This is a genomic window from Oceanobacillus picturae (assembly GCF_000612865.1).
In the GTDB taxonomy this organism is placed as follows: domain Bacteria; phylum Bacillota; class Bacilli; order Bacillales; family Amphibacillaceae; genus Oceanobacillus_B; species Oceanobacillus_B jordanicus.
Genome location: NZ_CCAX010000001.1, coordinates 85279 through 107935, shown reverse-complemented (window position 1 = coordinate 107935; position 22657 = coordinate 85279). Strand labels below are relative to the sequence as shown.

Below are 22657 nucleotides of genomic sequence, written 5' to 3'. Positions count from 1 at the left end.
CTATAATATAATGTTCCTTTTCAGTATAACCGTTTTTTGAAAAATAACAAAACAGAAGACTTAGTTTTAATAAGGCATCCTCATTTATCTTCCAGAGGATCCAAATCCACCTTTATTTCTAGCAGTTTCAGATAAGGTGACTGCTTCAACTAGTTTTACTTGTGCGACAGGCGCGACAACCATTTGGGCAATTCGCATTTGTTTCAAAACCTGGAAATCCTCTTTCCCGTGGTTAATTAAGATTACTTTTATCTCTCCTCGATACCCCTCATCAATTGTTCCAGGACTATTCAGAACTGTAACAGAGTGCTTTAAAGCTAACCCACTTCTAGGCCTTACCTGTGCCTCTGTTCCTTGTGGTAACTCAATTTGAATTCCTGTTCTTACTAAAGCTGACTCGCCTGCTTTAATTGTTTTTTCTTCAATTGAGAATAAATCCATCCCAGCATCCCCTTCATTTGCGCGGAATGGTAATGTTGCTTCCTCATCAACTAATTTTACTTTTAATGTATATGTCATGTAATCAACCTCTCCCCTATTTCCATCTAGCTACAATATGTGTGCGTCGATCGCGATGCACTTGTTCAGCCTTTCTTAATCAACATTACAATCATTTCATTTTAACATGATTGGACCTTTAATATTAAACAAGACAAAACTTAAGTCATGAAATTATTTTTTAGTCAAAAAGTGAAACCTTCCTCCCTTGGTATACGTATAACGAGTATTAATCTGCAGGGAGACGTGTATCTTTATGATTGTGATTCTATTTCGCGTACTAGTTATCATCGCACTGGTACTCCTCGTTTATACATTAATACAATACTATCGCAATCCTTCACGGCGGCTGCGTCTGGCTAAGGAAGCAAATGAATTTTTCTTTCTTGACGAACCAAATAATAGTAAAAAAAATGTGCAGTTTGTCTATAAAGGTTGTTTATTTGAAGGAGAAAAGTATTTAGGTACAACCGAGGATGCATTTGAAGTAGTTAACATCCATGTTACGGTACGAGATCCCCTTGAACTAAGAGGGCTTACGAGAGATGATCTTTATTTTATGGAGAAAGAAATTTTAATGCGATATCCATATGCAAGTATTGAATGGAAGCATCCAATAAATCAGCTGCTTCTTACAAGCATTGAGTAAATAGTATAAAACAAACTAAAAACCACTCATCATCAGATGAGTGGTTTATTCATTAAATTATGTCGCTGGGTGGAAGAATTCATTCCATTTAATTATTATCTCTTTTCGTCTCAATAAGTATAATAAAGGAAGCAGAGCCATTAGGAAAATGAAGATATGAAGTGGGGTTAAATTAGAAATCCATTGACCAATGGATGTGTAAACAAAGGCTAATGGAATGTTGGTAATAAGTGCAGACTTTGTGTAATCCTTAAAGCCAGCTGATATTTCCATTAAACATAGGGAAAGTAAGTGAAAATGGATAAATGGCACAAGCCTAAGTAATGCAATTTGAGATGGTGTGAATGAGGTCTGCTTCCCGATTAATTTATGTTTGACACGGACTAATTTGTTAAACGTTCCGGGCATCCAACGAATTACATAGTAGAACATAATACTGGATAACGTAATACCAATTAATGAATAAACACTGCCAGCAACCGCACCAAACAGCACCCCTCCGGAGATACAAATGAAAACAACTGGAAGGAAAAATAACGGCCTTAATAAGTGAAAGCTGATGAATAACAACGGTGCCAAAAATCCTCCTGTTTCAATAAACGCCATCAGGTAATTTCCAAACAGCTCCATAACAAACCTCCTCGCTTCAGAGCCTGCTCAAGCCTCTTTGCCCACCTCCTCACCTCATTATATGATGGTCATTGTCGGATTATGCCCTAATAGAGCGTTATGTAAAGTTTTAAATGGAATAAAGCAGATATACAACGGAAGCTATATTGACTAATAGTAAGATAGGCATTCCCCATACAAATGTTTTATGCTTGGTCTTGTGTCTATATCGTTGCATTCCCAAAATCGCCCCTAGAGCTCCACCAACAATCGCTAAAAGCCAGAACGTCCTTTCGGGTATACGGTATTGTCTCTTCTTTGCTTTTTGCTTATCTAAACCCATCATAATAAATGCAATGATGTTAACGCCTAGAAGATATAGCAGCAATCCATTCAGCTCATCCATTGGAATACCTTCTTTCTTATAATTACTTGATAATTTTACATGATAGACTAAGTATTATGCTATTTTAAAAAACTCGTGTTCGCTCGTCCTTTAGCGAATGTGTAAGTTTTTCTTATACTTGGAACCTCAAAATTTCAACTGCGTCGACTTTGCTTCCTTGCTGGAATTTTATACTTTCCTCAAGTGTAAAAAAGACCAGATCTCTTATAAAATAAAAGATTTGGTCTTCTACCATTTAGAGCCGAACCAGATGGAGACTTAGCTCCACTAGAAATAGCTGTACCTAAACGTTTTTTACTTAACGGCTTGTTTAGCTTTTTCTGCTAATTGAGCGAATGCTTGCTCATCATTAATAGCAAGATCTGAAAGCATTTTACGGTTGATATCAATACCAGCAACTTTTAAACCGTGCATTAATTTGCTGTACGAAAGGTCGTTCAAACGAGCTGCAGCATTAATACGTGTGATCCATAGTTTACGGAAATCACGTTTTTTCTGTCTGCGGTCACGATAAGCATACTGACCTGATTTCATTACTTGTTGTTTTGCTGTTTTAAATAACGTTCTCTTTGAACCATAATAACCTTTTGCTAATTTAAGGACGCGTTTACGACGTTGACGCGTTACTGTTCCACCTTTTACACGTGGCATATAAATTCCCTCCTAAAATACATCTCATAGTAGTCTTTTTATTCGTATGTGCTTCTTAACTTATTTGTATGGAAGCATTGTTTTGATACGTTTGAAATCTCCAGCAGATACAACGTTACTTTTACGAAGTTTACGTTTTTGCTTTTGAGATTTGTTTGCGAACATATGGCTTGTGTAAGCATGTGCGCGTTTAAGTTTTCCAGTTCCAGTCTTCTTAAAACGTTTTTGAGAACCTTTATGGGACTTCATTTTTGGCATAGTTATTTCCTCCTCGTAAGCTGTCCAAATATTATTTTTCGTTAACTGGAGCGATCATCATAAACATATTACGACCTTCCATTTTTGGCTTGGTTTCAACGGTTGCAATATCTTTCACTTCTTCAGCGAAACGATCTAGCACCTCACGTCCAAGCTCCTTGTGGGTAATAGCACGTCCACGAAAACGGACTGCTGCTTTTACCTTATCACCCTTCTCTAGGAATTTTCTAGCGTTCTTAAGTTTTGTTTCAAAATCATGATCGCCAATTCCTGGAGTAAAGCGTACTTCTTTAACATTAATGATTTTTTGTTTCTTACGTGCTTCTTTTTCTTTCTTCTGTTGTTCAAAACGGAATTTACCGTAATCCATAATCCGACAAACAGGCGGTTTCGCATTCGGTGCAACTAACACTAAATCTAGGTTTCTTGTTTGTGCGATTTCAAGTGCTTCCTGGCGTGATTTCACTCCAAGCTGATCACCGTTTGAATCAATAAGACGTACTTCCCTAGCACGGATTTTCTCATTAACATTCATATCTTTGCTAATAGCCAGCCACCTCCAAAGTTATTTTGCATGTTTCTGATCTCTATTGACAAGCGAATCATATACATTAAAAAAGCGTCGGTACAAAATGCACCCACACGTCTCCAATCGTTTAAAAAAGTTCGGAACCAGTCAACTGCAATAGAGCGTCGATCAGGTGAGAAGCGGGTGCTTCTTCTTGTCTTAAGATCATATAATGTTTTCAACTTAATTATCATATCATTTATAAACACTGCTGTCAACACATGGTAAACAACATTGATTTCTTAACCAAAATTCATTCTATCATAAATATCTCCATTTAAAAAGGGTAAATCCTTTAAAAACGGATTTACCCTTTAGATATCTATTTTTTAAATAATGTTTTACTTGTTATTTCTTCTTTAATTAATTGTTTAAATGCCTCAAAAGATAAGGTGTTGGAAGCTTTTTCACCGTAGCGTCTTACATTTACGGCACCTTCATTAATCTCATTATCACCAAGAACGAGTGCAAATGGGATTTTCTGTGTTTGTGCTTCCCGTATTTTGTACCCAATTTTCTCGTCTCTTTCATCAAGGGATACACGTACACCTTCTAAACGAAGGTCGTCGGCCACTTTTTTTGCATATTCCAGATGAACTTGTGGAGATACAGGAATCACTTTTACTTGAACGGGAGCTAACCAAGTCGGGAATGCTCCTTTGTATTCCTCAATTAAGAATGCAACAAAGCGTTCCATTGTAGAAACAACACCTCGATGAATAACCACTGGGCGGTGCTCTTTTCCATCTTCCCCAATATAGGTTAGATCAAATTGTTCTGGCAGATGGAAGTCCAATTGAACTGTGGAAAGTGTTTCATCTTTGCCGAGAGCTGTTTTCACCTGAACATCAAGCTTTGGTCCGTAAAATGCTGCTTCTCCTTCAGCTTCTACATACTCTACATTCATTTCTTCCATTGTTTCTTTCAGCATGGCTTGCGCTTTTTCCCACATAGCATCATTATCTACATACTTCTCTTTATCCTCAGGGTCACGATAGGAAAGACGGAAATAATAATCTTCGATACCAAAGTCTTCATATACTTTTTGTACTAACTCTACTACCCGAATAAATTCATCCTTCAATTGGTCAGGACGAGCGAAGATATGGGCATCGTTTAATGTCATCGCACGTACACGCTGCAACCCAGCCAAGGCACCAGACATTTCATAGCGATGCATTGTTCCTAACTCTGCAATTCTCACAGGTAAGTTACGGTAACTATATAGTTGGTTTTTATACACCATCATATGATGTGGGCAGTTCATAGGACGTAAAACTAATTCTTCATTATCCATCTCCATTACTGGAAACATGTCATCCTGATAATGATCCCAGTGGCCACTTGTTTTATATAGGTCAACACTACCCAGTACTGGGGTGTATACATGGTCATAACCTAAGCGTTCCTCAAGGTCTACAATATAACGTTCAATGTTACGGCGAATAGTAGCACCCTTTGGAAGCCACAGAGGCAGCCCTTGTCCAACTTTTTGTGAGACAGTAAATATCTCAAGCTCTTTGCCTAATTTACGGTGGTCTCGTTCTTTACGTTCTTCCAAAATCCGCAAATACTCATCCACTTGGCTTTGCTTTTCAAAAGCTGTTCCGTAGATACGTTGTAGTTGTTGATTATTACTATCTCCACGCCAATATGCCCCAGAGATGCTTAACAATTTAAATGCCTTTATTTTATTCGTAGATGGAACGTGAATACCGCGACAAAGATCAAAGAATTCACCTTGTTTATAGATTGTCACTTGTTCCTCTTCAGGAATGGCATCAATTAATTCTTGTTTGAGGTGATCGTCCTTAAACATTTCCTTTGCTTCGTTACGGGATACTTCTATCCTTTTAATTTCCAAGCTTTCATCCACAATACGCTTCATTTCTTTTTCAATTTTTGGTAAGTCTTCTGGTGTTACAGATTGATCCATTTCGATATCATAATAGAATCCTTCTTCAATCACTGGACCTACACCAAAATTAACGTCACCATACAAGCGCTTGATTGCTTGTGCCATCAAATGAGCTGTAGAATGGCGCATTACTTCAATACCTTCATCATTTTTATAGGTGACGATTTCTATTTTGCCACCGTGATAAAGCTCACGTTTTAAATCAACTAGTTCACCATCCAGTTTAATTGCAACTGCTTGCTTTTTTAGTCCACTGGAGATAGAACTCGCAATATCTTCTCCTGTTGATCCTGCTGGAAACTGTTTTTCAGCTCCGTCAGGAAAAATAATGGTTACTGCTTCTGACATTTCTGCTCACTCCTTCTCTACAATTAAAAAGCGCCCATCCCTCTGCTTATTTGCAAAGGGACGAGCGCTGACACGTCGTGGTTCCACCCAAGTTTCCGTAAAAATAAATTACGGCTTCATAACATCTTTAACGCAGATCATACGCTGCTATTTACTTCATTTCCACAGCAGGGTTCAAAGGGGGTAATCAGTTGATGGTATAGAGGAAGCTTACAGCCAAGGCTCCCATCTCTGTACTAACTCAGTCCAACAAATCATGTCCTTCTCAAAACCTTTAAGTTGAGATAATTTATAATCAGTATTATATCTGTTGCTATACAGAAATGCAAGCCCTATTTTTGGCGATTGTTTAAGTAAAAAGCGAAAGGAAAATTATTGTATGGTTCAAAGTCTACTCTTTCCTGAAAAACATTAATAACTGTTAGGGTTTTTGGCTCTGATGGATGGTCTCCATAAATTTTAATTTTCTCTGGAGCCATAGCCACAAGCGGTGCCAAATTAAGTTCATCTTCATCGAGCCCAACAATATATAACGGTTCCTTTTGCATGAGCAAGTGTAGTTCCATTTTAGACAACCTTTTTCCATTCTCCTTAAAAAAGGAAAAGGGATCGCCCTGTAAAATATGAATAATTTTAAAGCTAGGCTCTTTTTTGGCAATGTATTCACGGAGCAAATAAACAAACTCTTGATGGTCCTCTTCCCGTTTGAACTCATCTATTGCCAATCCTACATAATGAACTAGCTTGTCTTTAAATGCGTTTAAGCGAAACTTTACGATAGAATCATAATGCACCGTAGGCGTGTTTTTTAAGTTTGCCATAAAAAGCGACATTAAGAGTTGCCTAGGATCTTTGTCTTTTCTGACACGACGACTATCCTCATCTTCCCCTGCAAATATCCATTGTGTTAATTCAAGTATTTTTTCCATTTCATCTTGGTTTGTATAATAATAATATTCTTCAATAATGGCGTTTATCATTGCTGTTAAACGGTGGGTAACAAATACTTCAACCATCGCCTTCGAAATGGCATCAAATAGTTCATTTGACTTTATCTCTTTTTCAAATAATATATGATTCCCCCAATCTTTATTGGTTTTCCAGTGTAACTCGATTCCCTTATTGTAGCGAAATAACAGTTCACAGAATCGGATTACTTCTTTGTCTGACTCAAAATATACTTCAAGCAATCATCATCACCCTCACCCAACACCAAACTGTTACATTATATGGACGAGGAGAACAAAAAATGAATAAACAACTGAAACTAGTCAATATAGTAAATAAAAAGAAAAAACTGGTAACAGAGTCCTAAGCTCTATCACCAGCTATTTTTAATAAGTAAATTGGAGATCTTCTATTTACCTATCTAGTTTCAAGCCCATAGAAACTAGATGTCTCTTCGGTTTCCTCCGGCAATGCGCACTTCTTTGCTTACCTGTTTTATTCGTTCCATAATTCTACCTGCCTTCACTTCCTCTACACCACCACGAGTGGTAGCCAAATGACCCTCTAACTGATCCATACTGTAGTTTGATGTGAAAAACACCGGCAGTCCCTCCATCATGCGATATTGCAAAATAGATCCCAGAATTTCATCACGGAACCAAGCTGAATGAAGTTCTGCCCCAATATCGTCAAGCATTAAGACATCAGCCTTTTTAAAGTAATCGATTTTATCATTAATCGAGTCATCCTTAAAGGAAGCTTTTATTTCCCTTACGAACTCAGGCATATAGATTAGAGTCGAGGAAATATTTTTCTCCTTCAACTGATTTGCTAAAGCACCAAGAAAATACGTTTTTCCCACGCCAAATGGTCCGTAAAAGTAGATACCTTTTTTAGGTAACCCTTCTTTAACCTGTCCTACAAAATGTAAAAGCTGCCTAACAGCCTCACTTCGCTCGGGATCACTGTCAATATCAGCTATCGTTGCCTGCATAATTTCCTTCGGCATAAATAGGCTTTTAATTAGTTTATGCTGCTTTTGCTGCCTTTCGTAATCAACTCTACTATGGCATTTTTCATAGGAAAGATGAATTTCGTTATCTTCCACGTGCAGAATTGGCGAATAGCCTTGGAGCATATTCTGGCAACTACCAAAGGACTTACAGCGATCACATTGTTTTGACTGTGTCTTATATTCATAGAGCTTTATTAAACTCTTATTAATTTCGTTCTTTTTTAATTCGGGATGTGCAGCTAAAAATTCCTTTATTTCCGGGTCAGCTAATACTTCCTGTCTCGTACGGTTATAGTTTTCCTGGAAATTTTCATTTTGCTCCATCCAGCGTTTTAATTCAGATTGTACTGGTTTCATCTCAATCATCCTTGCAAATGATTATTTTTATTTATTTTCACCTGAAAATTGGCGTAGTAATGCCTCAATTTCCTGTTGTTCTTTTTCTTTATCTACATTTTGTTCCTTTGCAGTGGAGGGTTGCTTTTTCTTCCGCTCCTTGAACCAATCCGGAATAATTTCTTTTGACGCCGGTTTTCTATAGCCTGAAGTAGCTTGGTTACCTTTTTGGAAATTCTTTGTTTCTCTCTTCGCAAAAGCCATTGCTTCCTTTGCAGTCTTTAAATTGGCTCGAGACCAATGGCTGGCGATTTTTTCCAAGTAGGCCTTGGATAGCTTCATATTAGTCTGGAGCAGCACATAATGAATTAATACATTCATGACTGGAGAAGGAAGTCCTTGTGATGTCATAACTTCTCTGATGACTTTCATATCCTGATCAGAAGCATGGTTACCGCTTGATAGATCCTCTAATAACTGTTTGGGAGATATCTTTTCAAGTTCCATAACTAATTGATCTTCCTTCGTGACGACTTCTTGGGACGATATCTGTGTTGGACTCGATTGTTTTTCGGTTAACTGTATATCCGTTTCTTTGTACTTTGATTTAAATAAATCATGGCACGCTGTTTTAAATTCTTCAGCGTGAAGTACATTATCCTCAGTAAGTGCCCATAAAAGGGACTTTTCTATTTCAAAAGTTTCCAAATCATATAACTGCATCATTTGAATGATTAGTCGCTTATTCTCACCAGTTAACACACGCTGTGCTGGTATCATGCGTTGCCTAAGCATCTGTTCCATCCAAGTAAAATCAAATACTGCTTCACTTGAAGCTGTTTTCTCGTCCTGCTTCACCTTATTGGCTGGAGCCTGTGGCTGAAAGGTTTGAAACACTTCATTGAAGGAGGCCGTTATATTTGACCCTTTTGTGACTGGTTGTTTTGTATAATGTTCCTGTAATAGTTCAAATTTATCCTTACCGATGTGATGGTATAGTAATTGTGTAAGCATACCATCTAAGAAAAAGCTTTTTGCAGAGAACGGGCTTTGGATCTCATAGGTATAATAGTTTTGCATTTCACCCTTGTTCTCGTACGTTTTTAACAGTCCAATCCCCTCTAGCTTTAATCGTGCCTGGTAAATTTCATCAAGAGGGAGATTTAAATAATTCATTAATGTATGATGTGTCTGAGGTGAATCTTCCTTTTGTAATTCTACTTCATGCAATAATGTCAAATACAATGTAACAGCTTGGATTCCGATCAGTGGCTGATACAAATGGGTCAATGATTTTGCATAGTCGACAGGTAAAGATGATTTCACCACCACATAATAGCCTTCAATAGGCAAAATTTTACCAATAAAATTCATCGTGATTAACCCTTTCGCTTAACCCAATTTACTACGGTTTAGAACGTGTACCGTCATTCTTATCTGTTTTAATGAGATCTTTTAACTCATCGAAAAATACACTAATATCCTTAAACTGACGATAAACAGATGCAAAGCGGACATATGCCACTTCATCTACTTCGGAAAGCCTGTCCATCACCATTTCTCCAATTTCGTTGCTGTCAATTTCAGACATGCCAGTGTTTCGCAATTCTTTCTCAACATCTATCGCTACCGCTTCAATTTTCTCAAGTGGAACGGGGCGTTTTTCACATGCCTTTATTAAGCCACGAATAAGCTTTTCTCTACTGTATTCCTGTCTTGTTCCATCCTTTTTCACAATGATTAACGGTACTTCCTCAATTCTTTCAAAGGTAGTAAAACGAAAACCACACGCTTCACACTCTCTTCGTCTTCGAATGGAACGACCTTCTTCTATTGGTCGCGAATCCAATACTTTTGTACTTTTATATTGGCAATTGGAGCATCTCATGTCGTGGTGTCCCCCCTTTATGTCTTTTCATGAAGGAAATCTATTTTTTATCCGTAATTAGCTGCAAATGTTTGTTTAGTTCATTGTATAATGTTTTGATTAACTTTGAGCTATAGCCCAAATCGAAAGGTAAGGCTGACTCTGTAGTAACCGAAAAATCAATGGCTGTCTGATATGGCCTAACCATAATAACGGTCGCTACAACAAAGGCCTTTTTCCCCTTTTTTACGTACATACTGATCTCGCCATGTTCTGCTGATACAGCATTTAATTCATAGGATGGTGAATTTTTAATGATATCTTCAAGGGCACGTAATCCCTTGTCTTTTGATGTTTTATAGTAATGTGTGTTAAGTGACTCGTCCCAGTGATCTTCCTTTGTTTCCGCATGATTACTTAAATATTTTCCAATCGTATTGCGAACACCCATATCGCACACCTCATCATGAATATATTCTCAAACTTAAATGCAAGAATTCTGATCGCTATGTAATAGATCCATCTTTAATAGATTACTATTAATCTTAACATGTTTCAGGGAATTCCTCTAGACTGAACATCATAAGAGTGGCTATACTTAGGGGAAAATAAAAGGTTGACTAGTTAGCAGTGTTTGATCACTGAATTAGTCAACCTGTTCTTATATTATAATACGCTTTGGAATTTTCCTGCTTTTACCGGTCCCATACCACGTGGAACTTCAACTTTTTCGAAAGTTTTAGACTCTAGCGCTTCAGCAATATATGTTGCTGCAACATTTGGATCAATAATGTCTCCGCAAGTATATACGTCAATGCTCGCATAACCATGTTCCGGAAAGCTGTGGATGGTTAAATGTGATTCTGATATGATAACCACACCGCTCACACCATGTGGTGCAAACTTGTGAAATGCTACCTCTCGAACCTCTGCACCAGCTTTAAGTGCTGCATCCACAAAAATTCGTTCTATCAATCCCATATCATTTAATTTATCAATATTACAATCCCATAATTCGGCAATAACGTGTCTTCCCATTGTATCCATATAAATCCCCCTTATTTATGGTGATCCTCCTGATTTCTAACACCGCCACGGGGGAAAGTTAGTCCGATGAGGTCCTAACCCTTTAAGCGGATAAACCATTTAATCAGGAAGTACAACGAAAAGTATATATGTTTTCTACTCGATTTGCAACACGTTTTTTTCGAAAAAAAGAAGTTCGATAATTGTTGTTCTTATAACAATCTTTCTCTCTTTTCTAATACTTCTATTATATGTTTTATCTATAGCCGTACTGGTTGACCCCCCAAAAATATACAGCTTGAAAGTAGTTTACGACACCACTGCAGAAGTGCGATACATATATTTCCCCACATATTTTGTTAGATCACCTACACGTTTAGCATATCCCCACTCATTATCATACCATGCAAGCACCTTTACTTTGTTCCCTTCCATTACCATAGTAGATAGTCCATCAATGATTGCTGAATAATTTGTAGTGGTGTAATCAATGGAAACGAGTGGTTCTATACTATAATGTAAAATCCCCTTCATACTTCCAGCTGCTTCATCAGCAAAAGCCTTGTTAACCTGCTCTATTGTAACCTGATGGTTCAGATCTACGACTAAATCTACTAGCGAGACATTTGGTGTAGGTACTCTTAGTGCCATACCATGCAATTTGCCGTTCAAATGAGGTAAAACCTCACCTAACGCTTTGGCCGCTCCTGTGGAGGTAGGGATAATCGATTGGGTGCAACCTCTCGCCCGTCGAAGATCTTTATGTGGGTTATCGATGTTTTTTTGGTCGTTTGTAAAAGCATGGACCGTTGTCATCAAGCCATTCTTTACTCCAAAATGGTCATCCAATACTTTTACAACAGGCGCTAAACAATTTGTTGTACAGGAAGCATTGGAAAGAATGTGATCCGTATGGGGATCATATTCTGTCTCATTCACCCCCATTACAATGGTTCTGTCCAACCCTTTTCCTGGTGCTGTGATAACTACTTTTTTTGCTCCTGCCTCTATATGTTTACCAGCATTTTCTTTTGTTTTGAATTTACCTGTTGCTTCAATAACTATATCAACCCCAAGGCTTTTCCACGGAAGCTTCTCCGGTTCCCTTGAATTTACTATCTTTACTTTCTTTTCATTTACTTGCAATCCATTTTGAAGCGCTTTCACTTCTTCTGAAAAAATACCGTGTACACTATCATATTTAACTAGGTGTGCCAAAGTATCTGCAGAATAATTTGCATTGATTGCAACCACTTCAATTTCACTGTCCAATATCAGTTGGCGAAAAACCATTCTGCCAATTCTTCCAAACCCATTTATCGCGATTTTTGTCTTCCCCATTTAGACAACCTCCCGTTAAGCTATACTTTACTCGAGATATTTCAAAATAAGTATAACATAAAAACTAATTAGTGTGTCTTATTAAAAAGAAAAACCTGACAAAATTGTCAGGTTCGGATGTTAGTTTTCAGTAGTTAGGTCTCTCCATTGTTGAAGTAACTGTTCAAGTTGTTCATACGTCTCTTGCTTTGTACCATTGTTATCAATGACAGCATCTGCCATTTTTACTTTCTCTGTAATAGGAATCTGCGACTGTATGCGTTGCCTTGCTTCTTGCTCATTATAGCCATTCCGAGTCATTAGCCGAGTTAGCTGGACCGATTCTGTCACACTAATAACAAGCGTCTTATCGACAAGGTGCGTTAGATTACTCTCAAATAACAAAGGAATATCCAATACAACAGTTGGTACACCTGCTTTTACAAAGGCATCTCTTTTAGCAAGCATCCTTTCACGTACTGCAGGATGCACGATGTTATTAAGTTTCTCTCGCATCACGTGGTCATTAAATATTATTTCACCAAGCTTTGCCCGGTCTATGGTTTTATCATCTTGTAAAATACTGTTGCCAAATGTATCCACTATTTTATTGTATGCATCCTCATGAGGATTTACTACTTCTCTAGAAATTTTATCTGCATCGATTACCGGTACATTAAGATCATGAAACATGAGAGAAACGGTGCTTTTCCCGCTGGCAATACTTCCAGTAAGTCCAATTATAAGCGTCACTATTCTCCCACCTCAATTATTTTTTTGGCAGGTACTACAAACATGCGTACCACGGCCGCCAACTTTCATCTTCATAATCGGTTTACCGCATTTCTTACAAGGTTTATTTTCTTGTCCGTATACATATAGGGACTGTTGAAACATTCCCATTTGCCCTTGTCCATTTACATAGGAACGAATGGTTGTACCACCTAGTTCGACTGCCTCAGCTAATGTTTCAATAGCTTGCTCCTGAATAGCCTTTACTTCCTTTTTGGTTAGTTTACTAGCTTTTTTTAAAGGATGGACACCAGCTTTATATAATGTTTCATCTACGTAAATATTCCCAAGACCTGTAACGATGGTTTGGTCTAAGAGGGCCGACTTAATTACCCGCTCTGTTTTTTTCAACTTTTGATAGAAGTAATCAAATGTAAAAGTAGCATCAAATGGATCTGGACCTAATTGATTCAACGGTTTATTAAGAAGCTCTTCGCCTCGTTGATATAAATGCATTGTACCAAACTTCCGAACGTCGTTATAACGAAGTTCTTCGCCATTTGTAAAACGGAAGATTACATGAGTATGCTTTTTAACCGCTTCCCCCGGTGGCTCTACACTATATTTCCCTTCCATCCTAAGGTGAGATACCATAACGTAATCATCTAGCTGAAAAAGTAAAAACTTTCCTCTTCTTGTTATATCCGAAATCGTCTGTCCATTTAGTAATGTTTGAAATTGCTGCACATCATCTGGTTCTTTTATAATATTGGGCCAGAAGACCTCCACCTGCTCAATTGTTTTATTTAATACCAATTGTTTAAGCGTATTTTTAATCGTTTCTACCTCAGGTAATTCAGGCATGTTTTTCGTCTCTCCTTACTTCGCGTCGAACCAGCTGGAACCATAAGCATAATCTGCTTTCAACGGAACAATAAGATCCACTGTCTTTTCCATCATTTCCGGCACTATTTCTTTTAACTTGTCTAATTCCTCTTTTGGAGCTTCAATAATTAATTCATCATGGACCTGTAACAGGATACGCGCCTGCAACTTCTCTTCCTTAAGCCTTTCATGCAAGTCAATCATGGCTTTCTTAATAATATCTGCTGCACTACCCTGAATTGGTGTATTCATTGCTGTTCTTTCTGCAAAGCTACGAAGATTAAAATTCCGGCTCGTAATATCCGGTAAATATCTTCTTCGCTTCATGAGTGTGGTGACATATCCTTGATGCTTTGCTTCTTGGATAATCTCGTCCATATAAGCCTTAACCCCAGGGTAGCTCTCAAAATAACGCTCAATAAACTTTTTTGCTTCCTTGCGGGTGATACCTAGATTTTGTGATAGTCCGAAGTCACTAATTCCATATACAATACCGAAGTTAACCGCTTTGGCCTGTCGCCGCATATTCCCGGTAACCTCGTCTTTTTCTACATGAAATACATCCATTGCCGTTTGCGTATGAATATCGGAATCCTCTTTAAAGGCAGCCACCAATTTCTCATCATTTGCTATATGTGCTAGCACCCTTAATTCAATCTGTGAATAATCGGCTGCAAACATGATCCAATCTTCCTTAGAAGGAATAAAAGCTTGTCTAATTTTCCTGCCTTCTTCCAGTCTAATCGGGATATTTTGCAGGTTAGGGTCAATTGAGCTTAAACGGCCTGTTTGTGTTAATGCCTGGTTAAAGCGTGTATGAATTCTATTTGTGTCTTTATTTACTACTTTTAACAATCCTTCGATATACGTAGACTGAAGCTTACCTAATTGACGGTAAAGAAGTAACTTTGGAATAATTTCATGTTCATGTTCTAGCTTTTCCAATACATCTGCTGCAGTTGAATAGCCTGTCTTCGTTTTCTTCACAACAGGTAACTGTAACTTTTCAAATAAAATAGGCCCCAACTGCTTAGGTGAGTTAAGATTAAAGGTTTCACCTGCAAGCTCATGTACTTCTTTTTCTAATTCAGCTAGTCTAGATTTCAAATCAATACCCATTTCCTCAAGTCTCTCAACGTCCACCTCAACACCGTAGTGTTCTATCTCACCAAGAATTAAAGCAAGTGGCATCTCTAACTCTGTACATAATTCCTTCTGTTCATTATCAATCAGCTGCTGATTCATTTTTTCTGTTAAATCAAACAATGCTTTTGTTTTACGAACAACGTGTTCTGCTAATACTGCCTGTTCTGGAACCTTTTGTTTCGCACCTTTGCCGTAAACTTCCTCATCAAAGAGAACAACTTGTTTTCCCATTCTATTTGCAATAGCAGGGATGTCATGATTATTATCTGATGGATTCAGCAAATAAGAGGCAAGCAGCATATCAAACGTAATTCCTTTTATGTGAATCCCATTTCGAAGGAGTGTTACTAGTGTCTTTTTCGCATCAAAGACTGCTTTCTTTTTACTACTGTCTTCTAACCATGTTTTAAATGCTTCTGAAGATAAAGCAATTTCTGTTGGGATAAAGTAGGCTTGCTCGCGATTAAATACCCCAAAGCCCTCGATTTCCGTTTGGTGATAATTTTCACCAAGTGTTTCCACAACGATGGATTCATCTCCAAGAAACATGGATTCATGAATTTCTTCAACAATTTGAAATTCAATATCCTGCAATTCCGTTTCTGTTGGTTCTTCTGCTGATACATCTCCTTCAAGTTTGTCTAACAATGACTGGAAACCTAGCTCTTTAAAAATTCCACTAACATCACTTGGTTGGTAGCCATTAAAGGCAATGTCCTCCACCTTAATTGTGATGGGAGACTCGCGATCTATGGTCACAAGCTCTTTGCTCATAAACGCATCGTCTTTGTATGTAATCAGCTTTTCCTGTAATTTCTTCCCAGTTACCTCATCCACATGGTTATAGAGCTCTTCTAACGTATTGTACTGCTTCAACAATTTCGTGGCGGTTTTCTGTCCCACACCAGGGATCCCGGGGATATTATCTGAGCTATCTCCCATAAGTGCTTTTAAATCAATAATCTGATCCTGATGCAGCTCCATTTTTTCCTTTAAAAAGGCTGGATTATACTCTTCTACCTCACTAATACCTTTTTTCGTTAGGCGTACAGTTACCGAATCAGAAACAAGTTGTAATAAGTCCTTGTCCCCTGAAATAACTGTGACATCCCATTTATTTTCCTCAGCTGTTTTAGAAAGCGTACCGATGATATCATCTGCCTCATAGTTTTCCAGTTGATAATGAGGAATATGAAAGGCATCTAATACTTCTTTTAAAAGGGGAAATTGTTCTGATAACTCTGAAGGCGTTTTTTGCCGACCGCCTTTGTATTCTTTATAGGTTTTGTGACGAAACGTCGTTTTTCCTGCATCAAACGCAACAAGCATATGTGTTGGTTTTTCTTCTTCCAGAATTCTAAGTAGCATCGTCGTAAATCCATACACCGCATTTGTATAAACACCTTTGTCATTATTTAGCAAAGGAAGTGCGAAAAAAGCGCGGTATATAATACTATTGCCATCTATTAAAACAAGCTTTTCAGACATCGTAATAATCCTCCATTCCTGAATCTTCATTACCCCTATAGTATCATTCTCTTTCATGAAAGTGAAAAAATATATACAGGAATAGAGCCACCGGATAGAAAGTGAAACTTCAATCAGTGGGGGCATTCTTTCCCCACTGATTGTTAGTTGAAGAAATCGGAGTGTTAGCGTTCGTTTACTCCCACTAAAAACTAACGGTTTCACCACATGTTTTTGAAGTGGAGGTCTTACGGACGGTCGCACCGAGATAAAAAGAAAGAAGATGACCCTATAGCCAAAAGGGGCACCCTCTTCCATTCTCCATATGCTATACAAAATATTAATCGATCAGTTCTTTTTTAAATGTAACAGACACCGTTGTGCCTTTGTTTAGATCACTACTGATTTGAATATCCCCTCTATGGACTTCCACAATATGTTTTACAATAGCTAAACCAAGCCCCGTGCCACCTGTATCTCTGCTCCTCGCCTTGTCAACACGGTAAAAACGTTCAAAAATACGTGGCAATGCTTCTTGGGCTATCCCAATTCCTGTATCCCTCACTTCTATCATAACCTTGTCATTAGTGTTTTCACCATTAATCCAGATCTGCCCATTGACAGGGGTATAATTGATCGCATTGTCTAGAAGGTTAATAATGACTTGCTTTAAACGTTCTTTATCTGCTTTTATTATTGCTTCATCACTAATATTAACGGATAGCGAAAGCTTCTTTTTATCCATTTTATGTTTCATTAACATGGCCACTTCTGCGACAACTTGTTTTAAATTAATTTCAGATAATACTAGCTGGAAATCTTCCTTTTCAAGTCGAGATAAGATAAGGAGGTCTTCAATTAGTAATTGCAAACGTTCACTCTCATTATAAATAATACCGAGAAATTCCTTACTAGCTTCTTTATCATCCATCGTGCCATCCAAAAGTGTTTCCGCAAACCCTTTAATCGATGTAATAGGAGTCTTCAGTTCATGCGAAACATTGGCAACAAAGTCCTTGCGCATTAACTCCAGCTTTTTCATTTCTGTAATATCATATATGACTAATACCGCACCTTTCAGCATGCCTTTTTCATTAAAAATTGGTGCACCGACAATTTCCAAATAGATTTTATCAATGCCTTTAAAGTGGGTAAACGCTTCTTTTACGTTTTTTTCATATAAGAATGTCTTTTGTACCGTTTCATGAATAATTTCATTTTCTAATATATCGTAATATAGGTGTCCCTTATAATCTTTTGGTACACCACCAAAGATGTGGATGAATTTCCGGTTAACAAAATGAATATACCCTTTTGCATCTACTAGAATAAGACCACTTTGCGTATTATCAATCACAGTTGATAATTGCTCCGATTGCATCTTCTCGTGCCTGGCGAACTCCCCAATATTCCGAGCAAGGGAATTTATTTTTGCACTTAATAAACCAATGCTATCATTGCTAGGATGATGGAATCTAGCACGGTAGTTTCCCTTCACTATTTCCTCAATGGTACGTGTTGCTTTCTTTATCGGACGTATGTAACGTTCATAAAGATGCATTAAAAATAATGTTAAAATTATAAACTGGGTTAGCAGAACAGACCCTAAAATAACTATGTTATCAACAATTTGGTACAGGACAAGTCCTGTGGCGAAAACCACAATGAAAATGCCAAATAAATAAGTAGCTAGTGGTTTTTTAAAGAGTGCTTTCATGTAGTAGGCTCCTCCAATTTATACCCGAGACCGCGAACTGTTTTAATATATTTAGGTTTTTTGGTGTCCGGTTCGATTTTATCTCGTAAATGTGATACATGGACATCTACTATTCTTGTATCTCCAACAAAATCATAATCCCAAACACCACTCAACAGTTGATCACGTGAAATTACCTTTCCTTTATTGTTCGCCAGATAATGGAGTAATTCAAATTCTTTTCTTGTAAATGTTATGACCCTATCAGCAATTTCAGCTTCATACCGCTCAGGGTAGACAATTAGTTCCCCTATTTTTAAAGAGGAATAGGTTGATTTGCTTACCTTGTTAGATCGTCTTAGGATAGCTTTCATTCTGGCAATTACTTCTTTAGGACTAAACGGTTTAGTCAAATAATCATCAGCGCCTAATTCAAGACCAAGTACTTTATCAAACTCTTCATCTTTAGCAGTGAGCATGAGGATAGGTGTATCAATTTTGTTATTACGGAGATACTTGCATACCTCCATCCCATCCATTTCCGGAAGCATGAGATCAAGAATGATTAAATCATAGTCATTTGCCTCAGCCTTTTTAATCGCTTCGGCTCCATCATATGCTACATCTGTCTGAAATCCTGCTTTCTCAATATTGAAATTAAGAAGTGTCACAATGGACTTCTCATCATCTACAATAAGTATATTCTGTTTCATTCAAAATCCCCATTTCTCTAGAGAATATCGTATCTATTACCATTTAATTACGTTCGACCTACCCTCATCTTACAATGAATAGGTGACAATGTGAACATATTAAAAACTTTGTTAACTAAAATTTACAAAAAACAGTCTAAAAATGGGGATCTAGAAACAATACATCTTAAGATAGCGAAAGAATGAAGAGCAAAACTCGCATACCACAGACCCAAAACTTCCCCCTTTACAACCTCTTTAAAAAGAAAATGTCGAACGTCATGTTGCCCGTTCGACTTGGCTCAATAAGTATTTTTCTTGATCAGAAAAAGTTTTTCAAGGATGTTGCGGTTAACGAATTTGGTTTATATGGCGGGCAAACTTGCAACTTTCCAATGATAACCTTATCTCCATCCACATCGTACCCTGTAACATTAATTGAAACAGTATGATCTTTTTCATCTATAGCAATTACTTCTAAGTTAAACCTTACTTCAGTCTGGTGTAGAACTGGCTTTGGAAAAGCCATCTCATGCTGTGTAATATGGCTACCTGGACCAGGTAGATGCATTGATACGATGGAGGATACCATCCCAAACAGCAAGACTGACGGAACAATTGGGGCTTTATATGGAGTCTGTGAAGCATAATCATGCTGAATATATAATGGGTTCGCATCATTTGTTAATCCTAGATAGAGCAATAACTCTTTGTCCTCAATAACTTTGATTGCCGTATACGTTTCCCCTATCTGTATATCCTTCAACGTCATGCCAAGCTTTCTTTTCTTCCCTAACATTGCAACCACCTCCGTATTGTAAGCGCTTTCTATTATATCAAACCTTACCTTACTTTACCAGAACAAATGCAAAGCGCCTAGGTACTAAAGGGGGAAGCAAATAACAAAAATACAATCAGGAATTTGTTCACCTAGATGAAAGAAAGTCTTCATCGTAAAAATAATCATAAAAAAACCCTCCGCAATTTGGAAACTGCAGAGGGCTTTCATAATTATCCCAATATACTTAGGACATTTTTAACTGAATCTGCTGATTTATCAAGCGCAGTTCTTTCTTCTTCAGTTAAATCAAGTTCAATGATTTCTTCAATACCTTTTCCACCAAGCACTGTTGGCACTCCTAAGTAAATATCGCTGTAACCATACTCTCCTTCTAAGTAAGCAATAGATGGTATAACACGACGTTGATCCTTAAGAATTGCTTCCGCCATAACGGTTAGGGAAGCAGCAGGAGCATAATAAGCACTTCCATTACCCAGAAGGCCTACAATTTCTCCCCCGCCTTTGCGTGTACGTTCTACAATGGCATCAAGGCGCTCTTTGGAAATAAGCTTTTCTAACGGAATTCCTCCTGCGTACGAATAACGGATTAATGGAACCATGTCATCACCATGGCCACCTAATACAAATCCTGTTATGTCTTTAACAGAAAGATTTAATTCTTGGGCCACAAATGTACGGAAACGAGCTGTGTCCAATACACCAGATTGACCAATTACGCGTTCTTTTGGCAATCCAGATTCTTTAAATATAGTATACGTCATGGCGTCAACAGGATTTGTTAACACTACGATAAAGGTATCAGGAGAATATTTAACGACTTCCTTGGCTACAGTCTTCATTATTTTAGCATTTGTATTAACTAAATCGTCACGACTCATGCCTGGTTTTCTAGCAATCCCAGCTGTAATGATGACAAGATCGGAATCTTTAGTTTCCTCATAATTAGACGTACCTGTAATCTTCGCATCAAAACCTTGTACTGGACTTGCTTCAAGCATGTCCAATGCTTTTCCTTTTGTCGGATCCTCCATGTTTGGAATATCAACAAGCACGACATCGCCCAATTCTTTTTGTGCTAACATTAAAGCAGTTGTTGCTCCAGTGAAGCCTGATCCGATTACTGATATTTTACTTCTTTTAATAGCCATTTTAACGTCCCCCTTTTACAATATTTGCAGTGAGGACGGGACAAACGTATTTACGCAAAAGATAAATCTAAAAGATTAGCCTTTGGAAAATCGCCTCAGAAATATACTCCGCTTTCCATGGGCGGCTGGTGAGCCTCCGGATGCTCTGCATTCCGGGGTCTCGCCTAGGCCTTCCTCCCATAGGACAAGGAAGACTTCGACAGCATTGTATCGCACGCAGAAAATCGATTTTTGATTTTCAAGGAGTCTCCGTATATTTCTTACGCTTATTCTAGCTATCGTCCTTCTCTTGACTAATACTTTTTGTAATGTCCCGAACTCAGAGATTCTATAGCTTATAATTAGTTCATGTTTTTAATAAGTTCTTGACCAAACTCTGAACATTTAACTTCTTTTGCTCCATCCATAAGTCGAGCAAAATCGTACGTAACTACTTTGGATGCAATTGTTTTATCCATAGCCTTCGTAATTAAGTCCGCTGCTTCTCTCCACTCTAGGTGTTCAAGCATTAATACTGCAGATAGGATAACAGATGATGGATTTACTTTGTCCAGTCCTGCATATTTAGGTGCTGTACCGTGAGTAGCTTCAAAAATAGCATGCCCTGTATCGTAATTAATGTTTGCTCCTGGTGCAATACCAATTCCACCAACCTGTGCTGCAAGGGCATCTGAAATATAGTCACCATTAAGATTCATTGTAGCTACAACATCAAATTCTTTCGGTCTAGTCAAAATCTGTTGTAAGAAAATGTCGGCAATTGAATCCTTAACTAAGATTTTGCCTGATGCTAAAGCTTCGTCCTGTGCTTTATTTGCAGCATCTTTTCCATCTTTTTCTACAATGCGATCATATTCAGCCCAAGTGAAGACTTTATCACCAAATTCTTCTTCAGCTACTTCATATCCCCATGCTTTAAAAGCACCTTCTGTAAATTTCATAATGTTACCTTTATGTACTAAAGTAACACTCTTACGTCCTTCATTCAGTGCATATTCAATACTTGAACGTACTAGGCGTTTTGTACCCTCTTCAGATACTGGCTTCACACCAATACCAGACGTTTCAGGGAAGCGAATGTTGCTTACATTCATCTCATTTTTAAGGAATTCAATAACCTTTTTAACATCATCTGAACCTTTTTGCCATTCAATCCCTGCATAGATATCTTCTGTATTTTCACGGAAGATAACCATATCTACATCTTCTGGTCGTTTAACTGGAGATGGTACACCTTCAAAATATCGTACAGGACGCAAGCATGTGAATAAGTCAAGCTCTTGACGTAAAGCAACGTTTAATGAACGAATACCACCACCAATTGGTGTAGTAAGCGGTCCTTTAATTGCAATTTTGTATTCATTGATTTTATCAAGAGTATCCTTTGGCAGCCATTCCCCTGTCTGGTCGAATGCTTTTTGACCAGCAAATACTTCTAACCATTCTATTTTCTTCGTGCCATTGTAAGCCTTCTCAACAGCAGCCTCAATTACACTGCTAGCTGCAGCCCAAATATCCGGGCCAGTTCCATCTCCTTCAATAAAAGGAATTACTGGAACGTCTGGGACATTCATTTTTCCGTTTTCAACTGTAATTTTTGTTCCTTGTGTCATTGTTAAAAACCTCCTGTTTCTTTTCTCGATTCTAGTATAACGCATTCCCCGTTATCTGT

Annotated in this window: 23 protein-coding genes and 2 other annotated features; of the genes, 1 reads left to right on the top strand and 22 read right to left on the bottom strand. The window is 37.8% G+C overall.

What is annotated here, in order from left to right; translation table 11 throughout:
* Positions 1 to 84: 84 nt before the first annotated feature.
* On the bottom strand, positions 85 to 519 hold the full coding sequence (gene dut / locus BN988_RS00540; protein ID WP_036572180.1) for a dUTP diphosphatase: 435 nt from the start codon (positions 517 to 519) through the stop codon (positions 85 to 87).
* A 235-nt stretch (positions 520 to 754) separates the two neighbouring features.
* Between dut and BN988_RS00535 the strand changes: the two genes are divergently transcribed.
* Positions 755 to 1147, top strand: a complete 393-nt coding sequence (locus BN988_RS00535) for a hypothetical protein (protein ID WP_036572179.1) — start codon at positions 755 to 757, stop codon at positions 1145 to 1147.
* A 57-nt stretch (positions 1148 to 1204) separates the two neighbouring features.
* Here the strand turns inward: BN988_RS00535 and BN988_RS00530 are convergent, their stop codons facing one another.
* From BN988_RS00530 to icd, 21 genes are all read right to left on the bottom strand, one after another.
* Positions 1205 to 1777, bottom strand: a complete 573-nt coding sequence (locus tag BN988_RS00530; RefSeq protein ID WP_036572178.1) for a TVP38/TMEM64 family protein — start codon at positions 1775 to 1777, stop codon at positions 1205 to 1207.
* 109 nt (positions 1778 to 1886) lie between these two features.
* Complete coding sequence (locus BN988_RS00525) at positions 1887 to 2162, bottom strand: DUF1294 domain-containing protein (protein ID WP_036572177.1); 276 nt, start codon at positions 2160 to 2162, stop codon at positions 1887 to 1889.
* 294 nt (positions 2163 to 2456) lie between these two features.
* On the bottom strand, positions 2457 to 2813 hold the full coding sequence (gene rplT / locus BN988_RS00520) for a 50S ribosomal protein L20 (protein ID WP_036572175.1): 357 nt from the start codon (positions 2811 to 2813) through the stop codon (positions 2457 to 2459).
* A 60-nt stretch (positions 2814 to 2873) separates the two neighbouring features.
* Positions 2874 to 3071: a 50S ribosomal protein L35 gene (gene rpmI, locus BN988_RS00515; RefSeq protein WP_036572173.1), complete on the bottom strand. Its 198-nt coding sequence runs from the start codon at positions 3069 to 3071 to the stop codon at positions 2874 to 2876.
* A 31-nt stretch (positions 3072 to 3102) separates the two neighbouring features.
* Positions 3103 to 3606: a translation initiation factor IF-3 gene (gene infC / locus BN988_RS00510; protein ID WP_036572171.1), complete on the bottom strand. Its 504-nt coding sequence runs from the start codon at positions 3604 to 3606 to the stop codon at positions 3103 to 3105.
* Between the two features lie 72 nt (positions 3607 to 3678).
* Positions 3679 to 3801 (bottom strand) — a sequence feature (ribosomal protein L20 leader region).
* 160 nt (positions 3802 to 3961) lie between these two features.
* Positions 3962 to 5905, bottom strand: a complete 1944-nt coding sequence (gene thrS, locus BN988_RS00505; protein ID WP_036572169.1) for a threonine--tRNA ligase — start codon at positions 5903 to 5905, stop codon at positions 3962 to 3964.
* A gap of 53 nt (positions 5906 to 5958) precedes the next feature.
* Positions 5959 to 6183, bottom strand: a binding site (T-box leader).
* Between the two features lie 54 nt (positions 6184 to 6237).
* On the bottom strand, positions 6238 to 7095 hold the full coding sequence (gene ytxC, locus BN988_RS00500) for a putative sporulation protein YtxC (protein ID WP_036572167.1): 858 nt from the start codon (positions 7093 to 7095) through the stop codon (positions 6238 to 6240).
* Positions 7096 to 7295: 200 nt separating this feature from the next.
* Positions 7296 to 8225 carry a primosomal protein DnaI gene (dnaI, locus tag BN988_RS00495; protein ID WP_036572165.1) on the bottom strand — a complete coding sequence of 310 codons (930 nt, stop codon included), beginning with the start codon at positions 8223 to 8225 and terminating at the stop codon, positions 7296 to 7298.
* 27 nt (positions 8226 to 8252) lie between these two features.
* Entirely contained in the window at positions 8253 to 9578 is a 1326-nt protein-coding gene (locus BN988_RS00490) for a replication initiation and membrane attachment family protein (RefSeq protein ID WP_036572163.1), read from the bottom strand.
* 31 nt (positions 9579 to 9609) lie between these two features.
* On the bottom strand, positions 9610 to 10092 hold the full coding sequence (nrdR, locus tag BN988_RS00485; protein WP_036572161.1) for a transcriptional regulator NrdR: 483 nt from the start codon (positions 10090 to 10092) through the stop codon (positions 9610 to 9612).
* Between the two features lie 40 nt (positions 10093 to 10132).
* Positions 10133 to 10522: a hypothetical protein gene (locus BN988_RS00480; protein WP_036572159.1), complete on the bottom strand. Its 390-nt coding sequence runs from the start codon at positions 10520 to 10522 to the stop codon at positions 10133 to 10135.
* A gap of 215 nt (positions 10523 to 10737) precedes the next feature.
* Positions 10738 to 11118: an adenosylmethionine decarboxylase gene (gene speD, locus BN988_RS00475; protein WP_036572157.1), complete on the bottom strand. Its 381-nt coding sequence runs from the start codon at positions 11116 to 11118 to the stop codon at positions 10738 to 10740.
* Positions 11119 to 11406: 288 nt separating this feature from the next.
* A complete protein-coding gene (locus BN988_RS00470) occupies positions 11407 to 12438 on the bottom strand; it encodes a glyceraldehyde-3-phosphate dehydrogenase (protein ID WP_036572155.1) in 1032 nt (343 codons plus the stop codon).
* 120 nt (positions 12439 to 12558) lie between these two features.
* Entirely contained in the window at positions 12559 to 13170 is a 612-nt protein-coding gene (gene coaE / locus BN988_RS00465) for a dephospho-CoA kinase (RefSeq protein WP_036572152.1), read from the bottom strand.
* A 12-nt stretch (positions 13171 to 13182) separates the two neighbouring features.
* Entirely contained in the window at positions 13183 to 14013 is an 831-nt protein-coding gene (gene mutM / locus BN988_RS00460) for a DNA-formamidopyrimidine glycosylase (RefSeq protein ID WP_036572151.1), read from the bottom strand.
* Between the two features lie 15 nt (positions 14014 to 14028).
* A complete protein-coding gene (gene polA / locus BN988_RS00455; RefSeq protein WP_036572149.1) occupies positions 14029 to 16668 on the bottom strand; it encodes a DNA polymerase I in 2640 nt (879 codons plus the stop codon).
* A gap of 319 nt (positions 16669 to 16987) precedes the next feature.
* A complete protein-coding gene (gene pnpS / locus BN988_RS00450) occupies positions 16988 to 18364 on the bottom strand; it encodes a two-component system histidine kinase PnpS (RefSeq protein ID WP_036572147.1) in 1377 nt (458 codons plus the stop codon).
* Positions 18361 to 19056 (bottom strand): response regulator transcription factor, encoded by a 696-nt coding sequence (locus BN988_RS00445; RefSeq protein WP_036572145.1) that lies wholly within the window; start codon positions 19054 to 19056, stop codon positions 18361 to 18363. The genes pnpS and BN988_RS00445 overlap by 4 nt, the downstream gene beginning before the upstream one ends.
* Before the next feature lie 301 nt (positions 19057 to 19357).
* On the bottom strand, positions 19358 to 19834 hold the full coding sequence (locus BN988_RS00440) for a MaoC family dehydratase (RefSeq protein WP_036572143.1): 477 nt from the start codon (positions 19832 to 19834) through the stop codon (positions 19358 to 19360).
* Positions 19835 to 20046: 212 nt separating this feature from the next.
* Entirely contained in the window at positions 20047 to 20985 is a 939-nt protein-coding gene (gene mdh / locus BN988_RS00435) for a malate dehydrogenase (RefSeq protein ID WP_036572141.1), read from the bottom strand.
* A 341-nt stretch (positions 20986 to 21326) separates the two neighbouring features.
* Complete coding sequence (gene icd, locus BN988_RS00430) at positions 21327 to 22598, bottom strand: NADP-dependent isocitrate dehydrogenase (RefSeq protein ID WP_036572140.1); 1272 nt, start codon at positions 22596 to 22598, stop codon at positions 21327 to 21329.
* Between the last annotated feature and the right edge of the window lie 59 nt (positions 22599 to 22657).

What these genes read in the sequence shown, in the direction of transcription:
- dut (WP_036572180.1), bottom strand. Translation starts at nt 519, where the DNA reads ATGACATATACATTAAAAGTAAAATTAGTTGATGAGGAAGCAACATTA.
- BN988_RS00535 (WP_036572179.1), top strand. Translation starts at nt 755, where the DNA reads ATGATTGTGATTCTATTTCGCGTACTAGTTATCATCGCACTGGTACTC.
- BN988_RS00530 (WP_036572178.1), bottom strand. Translation starts at nt 1,777, where the DNA reads ATGGAGCTGTTTGGAAATTACCTGATGGCGTTTATTGAAACAGGAGGA.
- BN988_RS00525 (WP_036572177.1), bottom strand. Translation starts at nt 2,162, where the DNA reads ATGGATGAGCTGAATGGATTGCTGCTATATCTTCTAGGCGTTAACATC.
- rplT (WP_036572175.1), bottom strand. Translation starts at nt 2,813, where the DNA reads ATGCCACGTGTAAAAGGTGGAACAGTAACGCGTCAACGTCGTAAACGC.
- rpmI (WP_036572173.1), bottom strand. Translation starts at nt 3,071, where the DNA reads ATGCCAAAAATGAAGTCCCATAAAGGTTCTCAAAAACGTTTTAAGAAG.
- infC (WP_036572171.1), bottom strand. Translation starts at nt 3,606, where the DNA reads ATGAATGTTAATGAGAAAATCCGTGCTAGGGAAGTACGTCTTATTGAT.
- thrS (WP_036572169.1), bottom strand. Translation starts at nt 5,905, where the DNA reads ATGTCAGAAGCAGTAACCATTATTTTTCCTGACGGAGCTGAAAAACAG.
- dnaI (WP_036572165.1), bottom strand. Translation starts at nt 8,225, where the DNA reads ATGAAACCAGTACAATCTGAATTAAAACGCTGGATGGAGCAAAATGAA.
- BN988_RS00490 (WP_036572163.1), bottom strand. Translation starts at nt 9,578, where the DNA reads ATGAATTTTATTGGTAAAATTTTGCCTATTGAAGGCTATTATGTGGTG.
- nrdR (WP_036572161.1), bottom strand. Translation starts at nt 10,092, where the DNA reads ATGAGATGCTCCAATTGCCAATATAAAAGTACAAAAGTATTGGATTCG.
- BN988_RS00480 (WP_036572159.1), bottom strand. Translation starts at nt 10,522, where the DNA reads ATGGGTGTTCGCAATACGATTGGAAAATATTTAAGTAATCATGCGGAA.
- speD (WP_036572157.1), bottom strand. Translation starts at nt 11,118, where the DNA reads ATGGATACAATGGGAAGACACGTTATTGCCGAATTATGGGATTGTAAT.
- BN988_RS00470 (WP_036572155.1), bottom strand. Translation starts at nt 12,438, where the DNA reads ATGGGGAAGACAAAAATCGCGATAAATGGGTTTGGAAGAATTGGCAGA.
- mutM (WP_036572151.1), bottom strand. Translation starts at nt 14,013, where the DNA reads ATGCCTGAATTACCTGAGGTAGAAACGATTAAAAATACGCTTAAACAA.
- polA (WP_036572149.1), bottom strand. Translation starts at nt 16,668, where the DNA reads ATGTCTGAAAAGCTTGTTTTAATAGATGGCAATAGTATTATATACCGC.
- pnpS (WP_036572147.1), bottom strand. Translation starts at nt 18,364, where the DNA reads ATGAAAGCACTCTTTAAAAAACCACTAGCTACTTATTTATTTGGCATT.
- BN988_RS00445 (WP_036572145.1), bottom strand. Translation starts at nt 19,056, where the DNA reads ATGAAACAGAATATACTTATTGTAGATGATGAGAAGTCCATTGTGACA.
- BN988_RS00440 (WP_036572143.1), bottom strand. Translation starts at nt 19,834, where the DNA reads ATGTTAGGGAAGAAAAGAAAGCTTGGCATGACGTTGAAGGATATACAG.
- mdh (WP_036572141.1), bottom strand. Translation starts at nt 20,985, where the DNA reads ATGGCTATTAAAAGAAGTAAAATATCAGTAATCGGATCAGGCTTCACT.
- icd (WP_036572140.1), bottom strand. Translation starts at nt 22,598, where the DNA reads ATGACACAAGGAACAAAAATTACAGTTGAAAACGGAAAAATGAATGTC.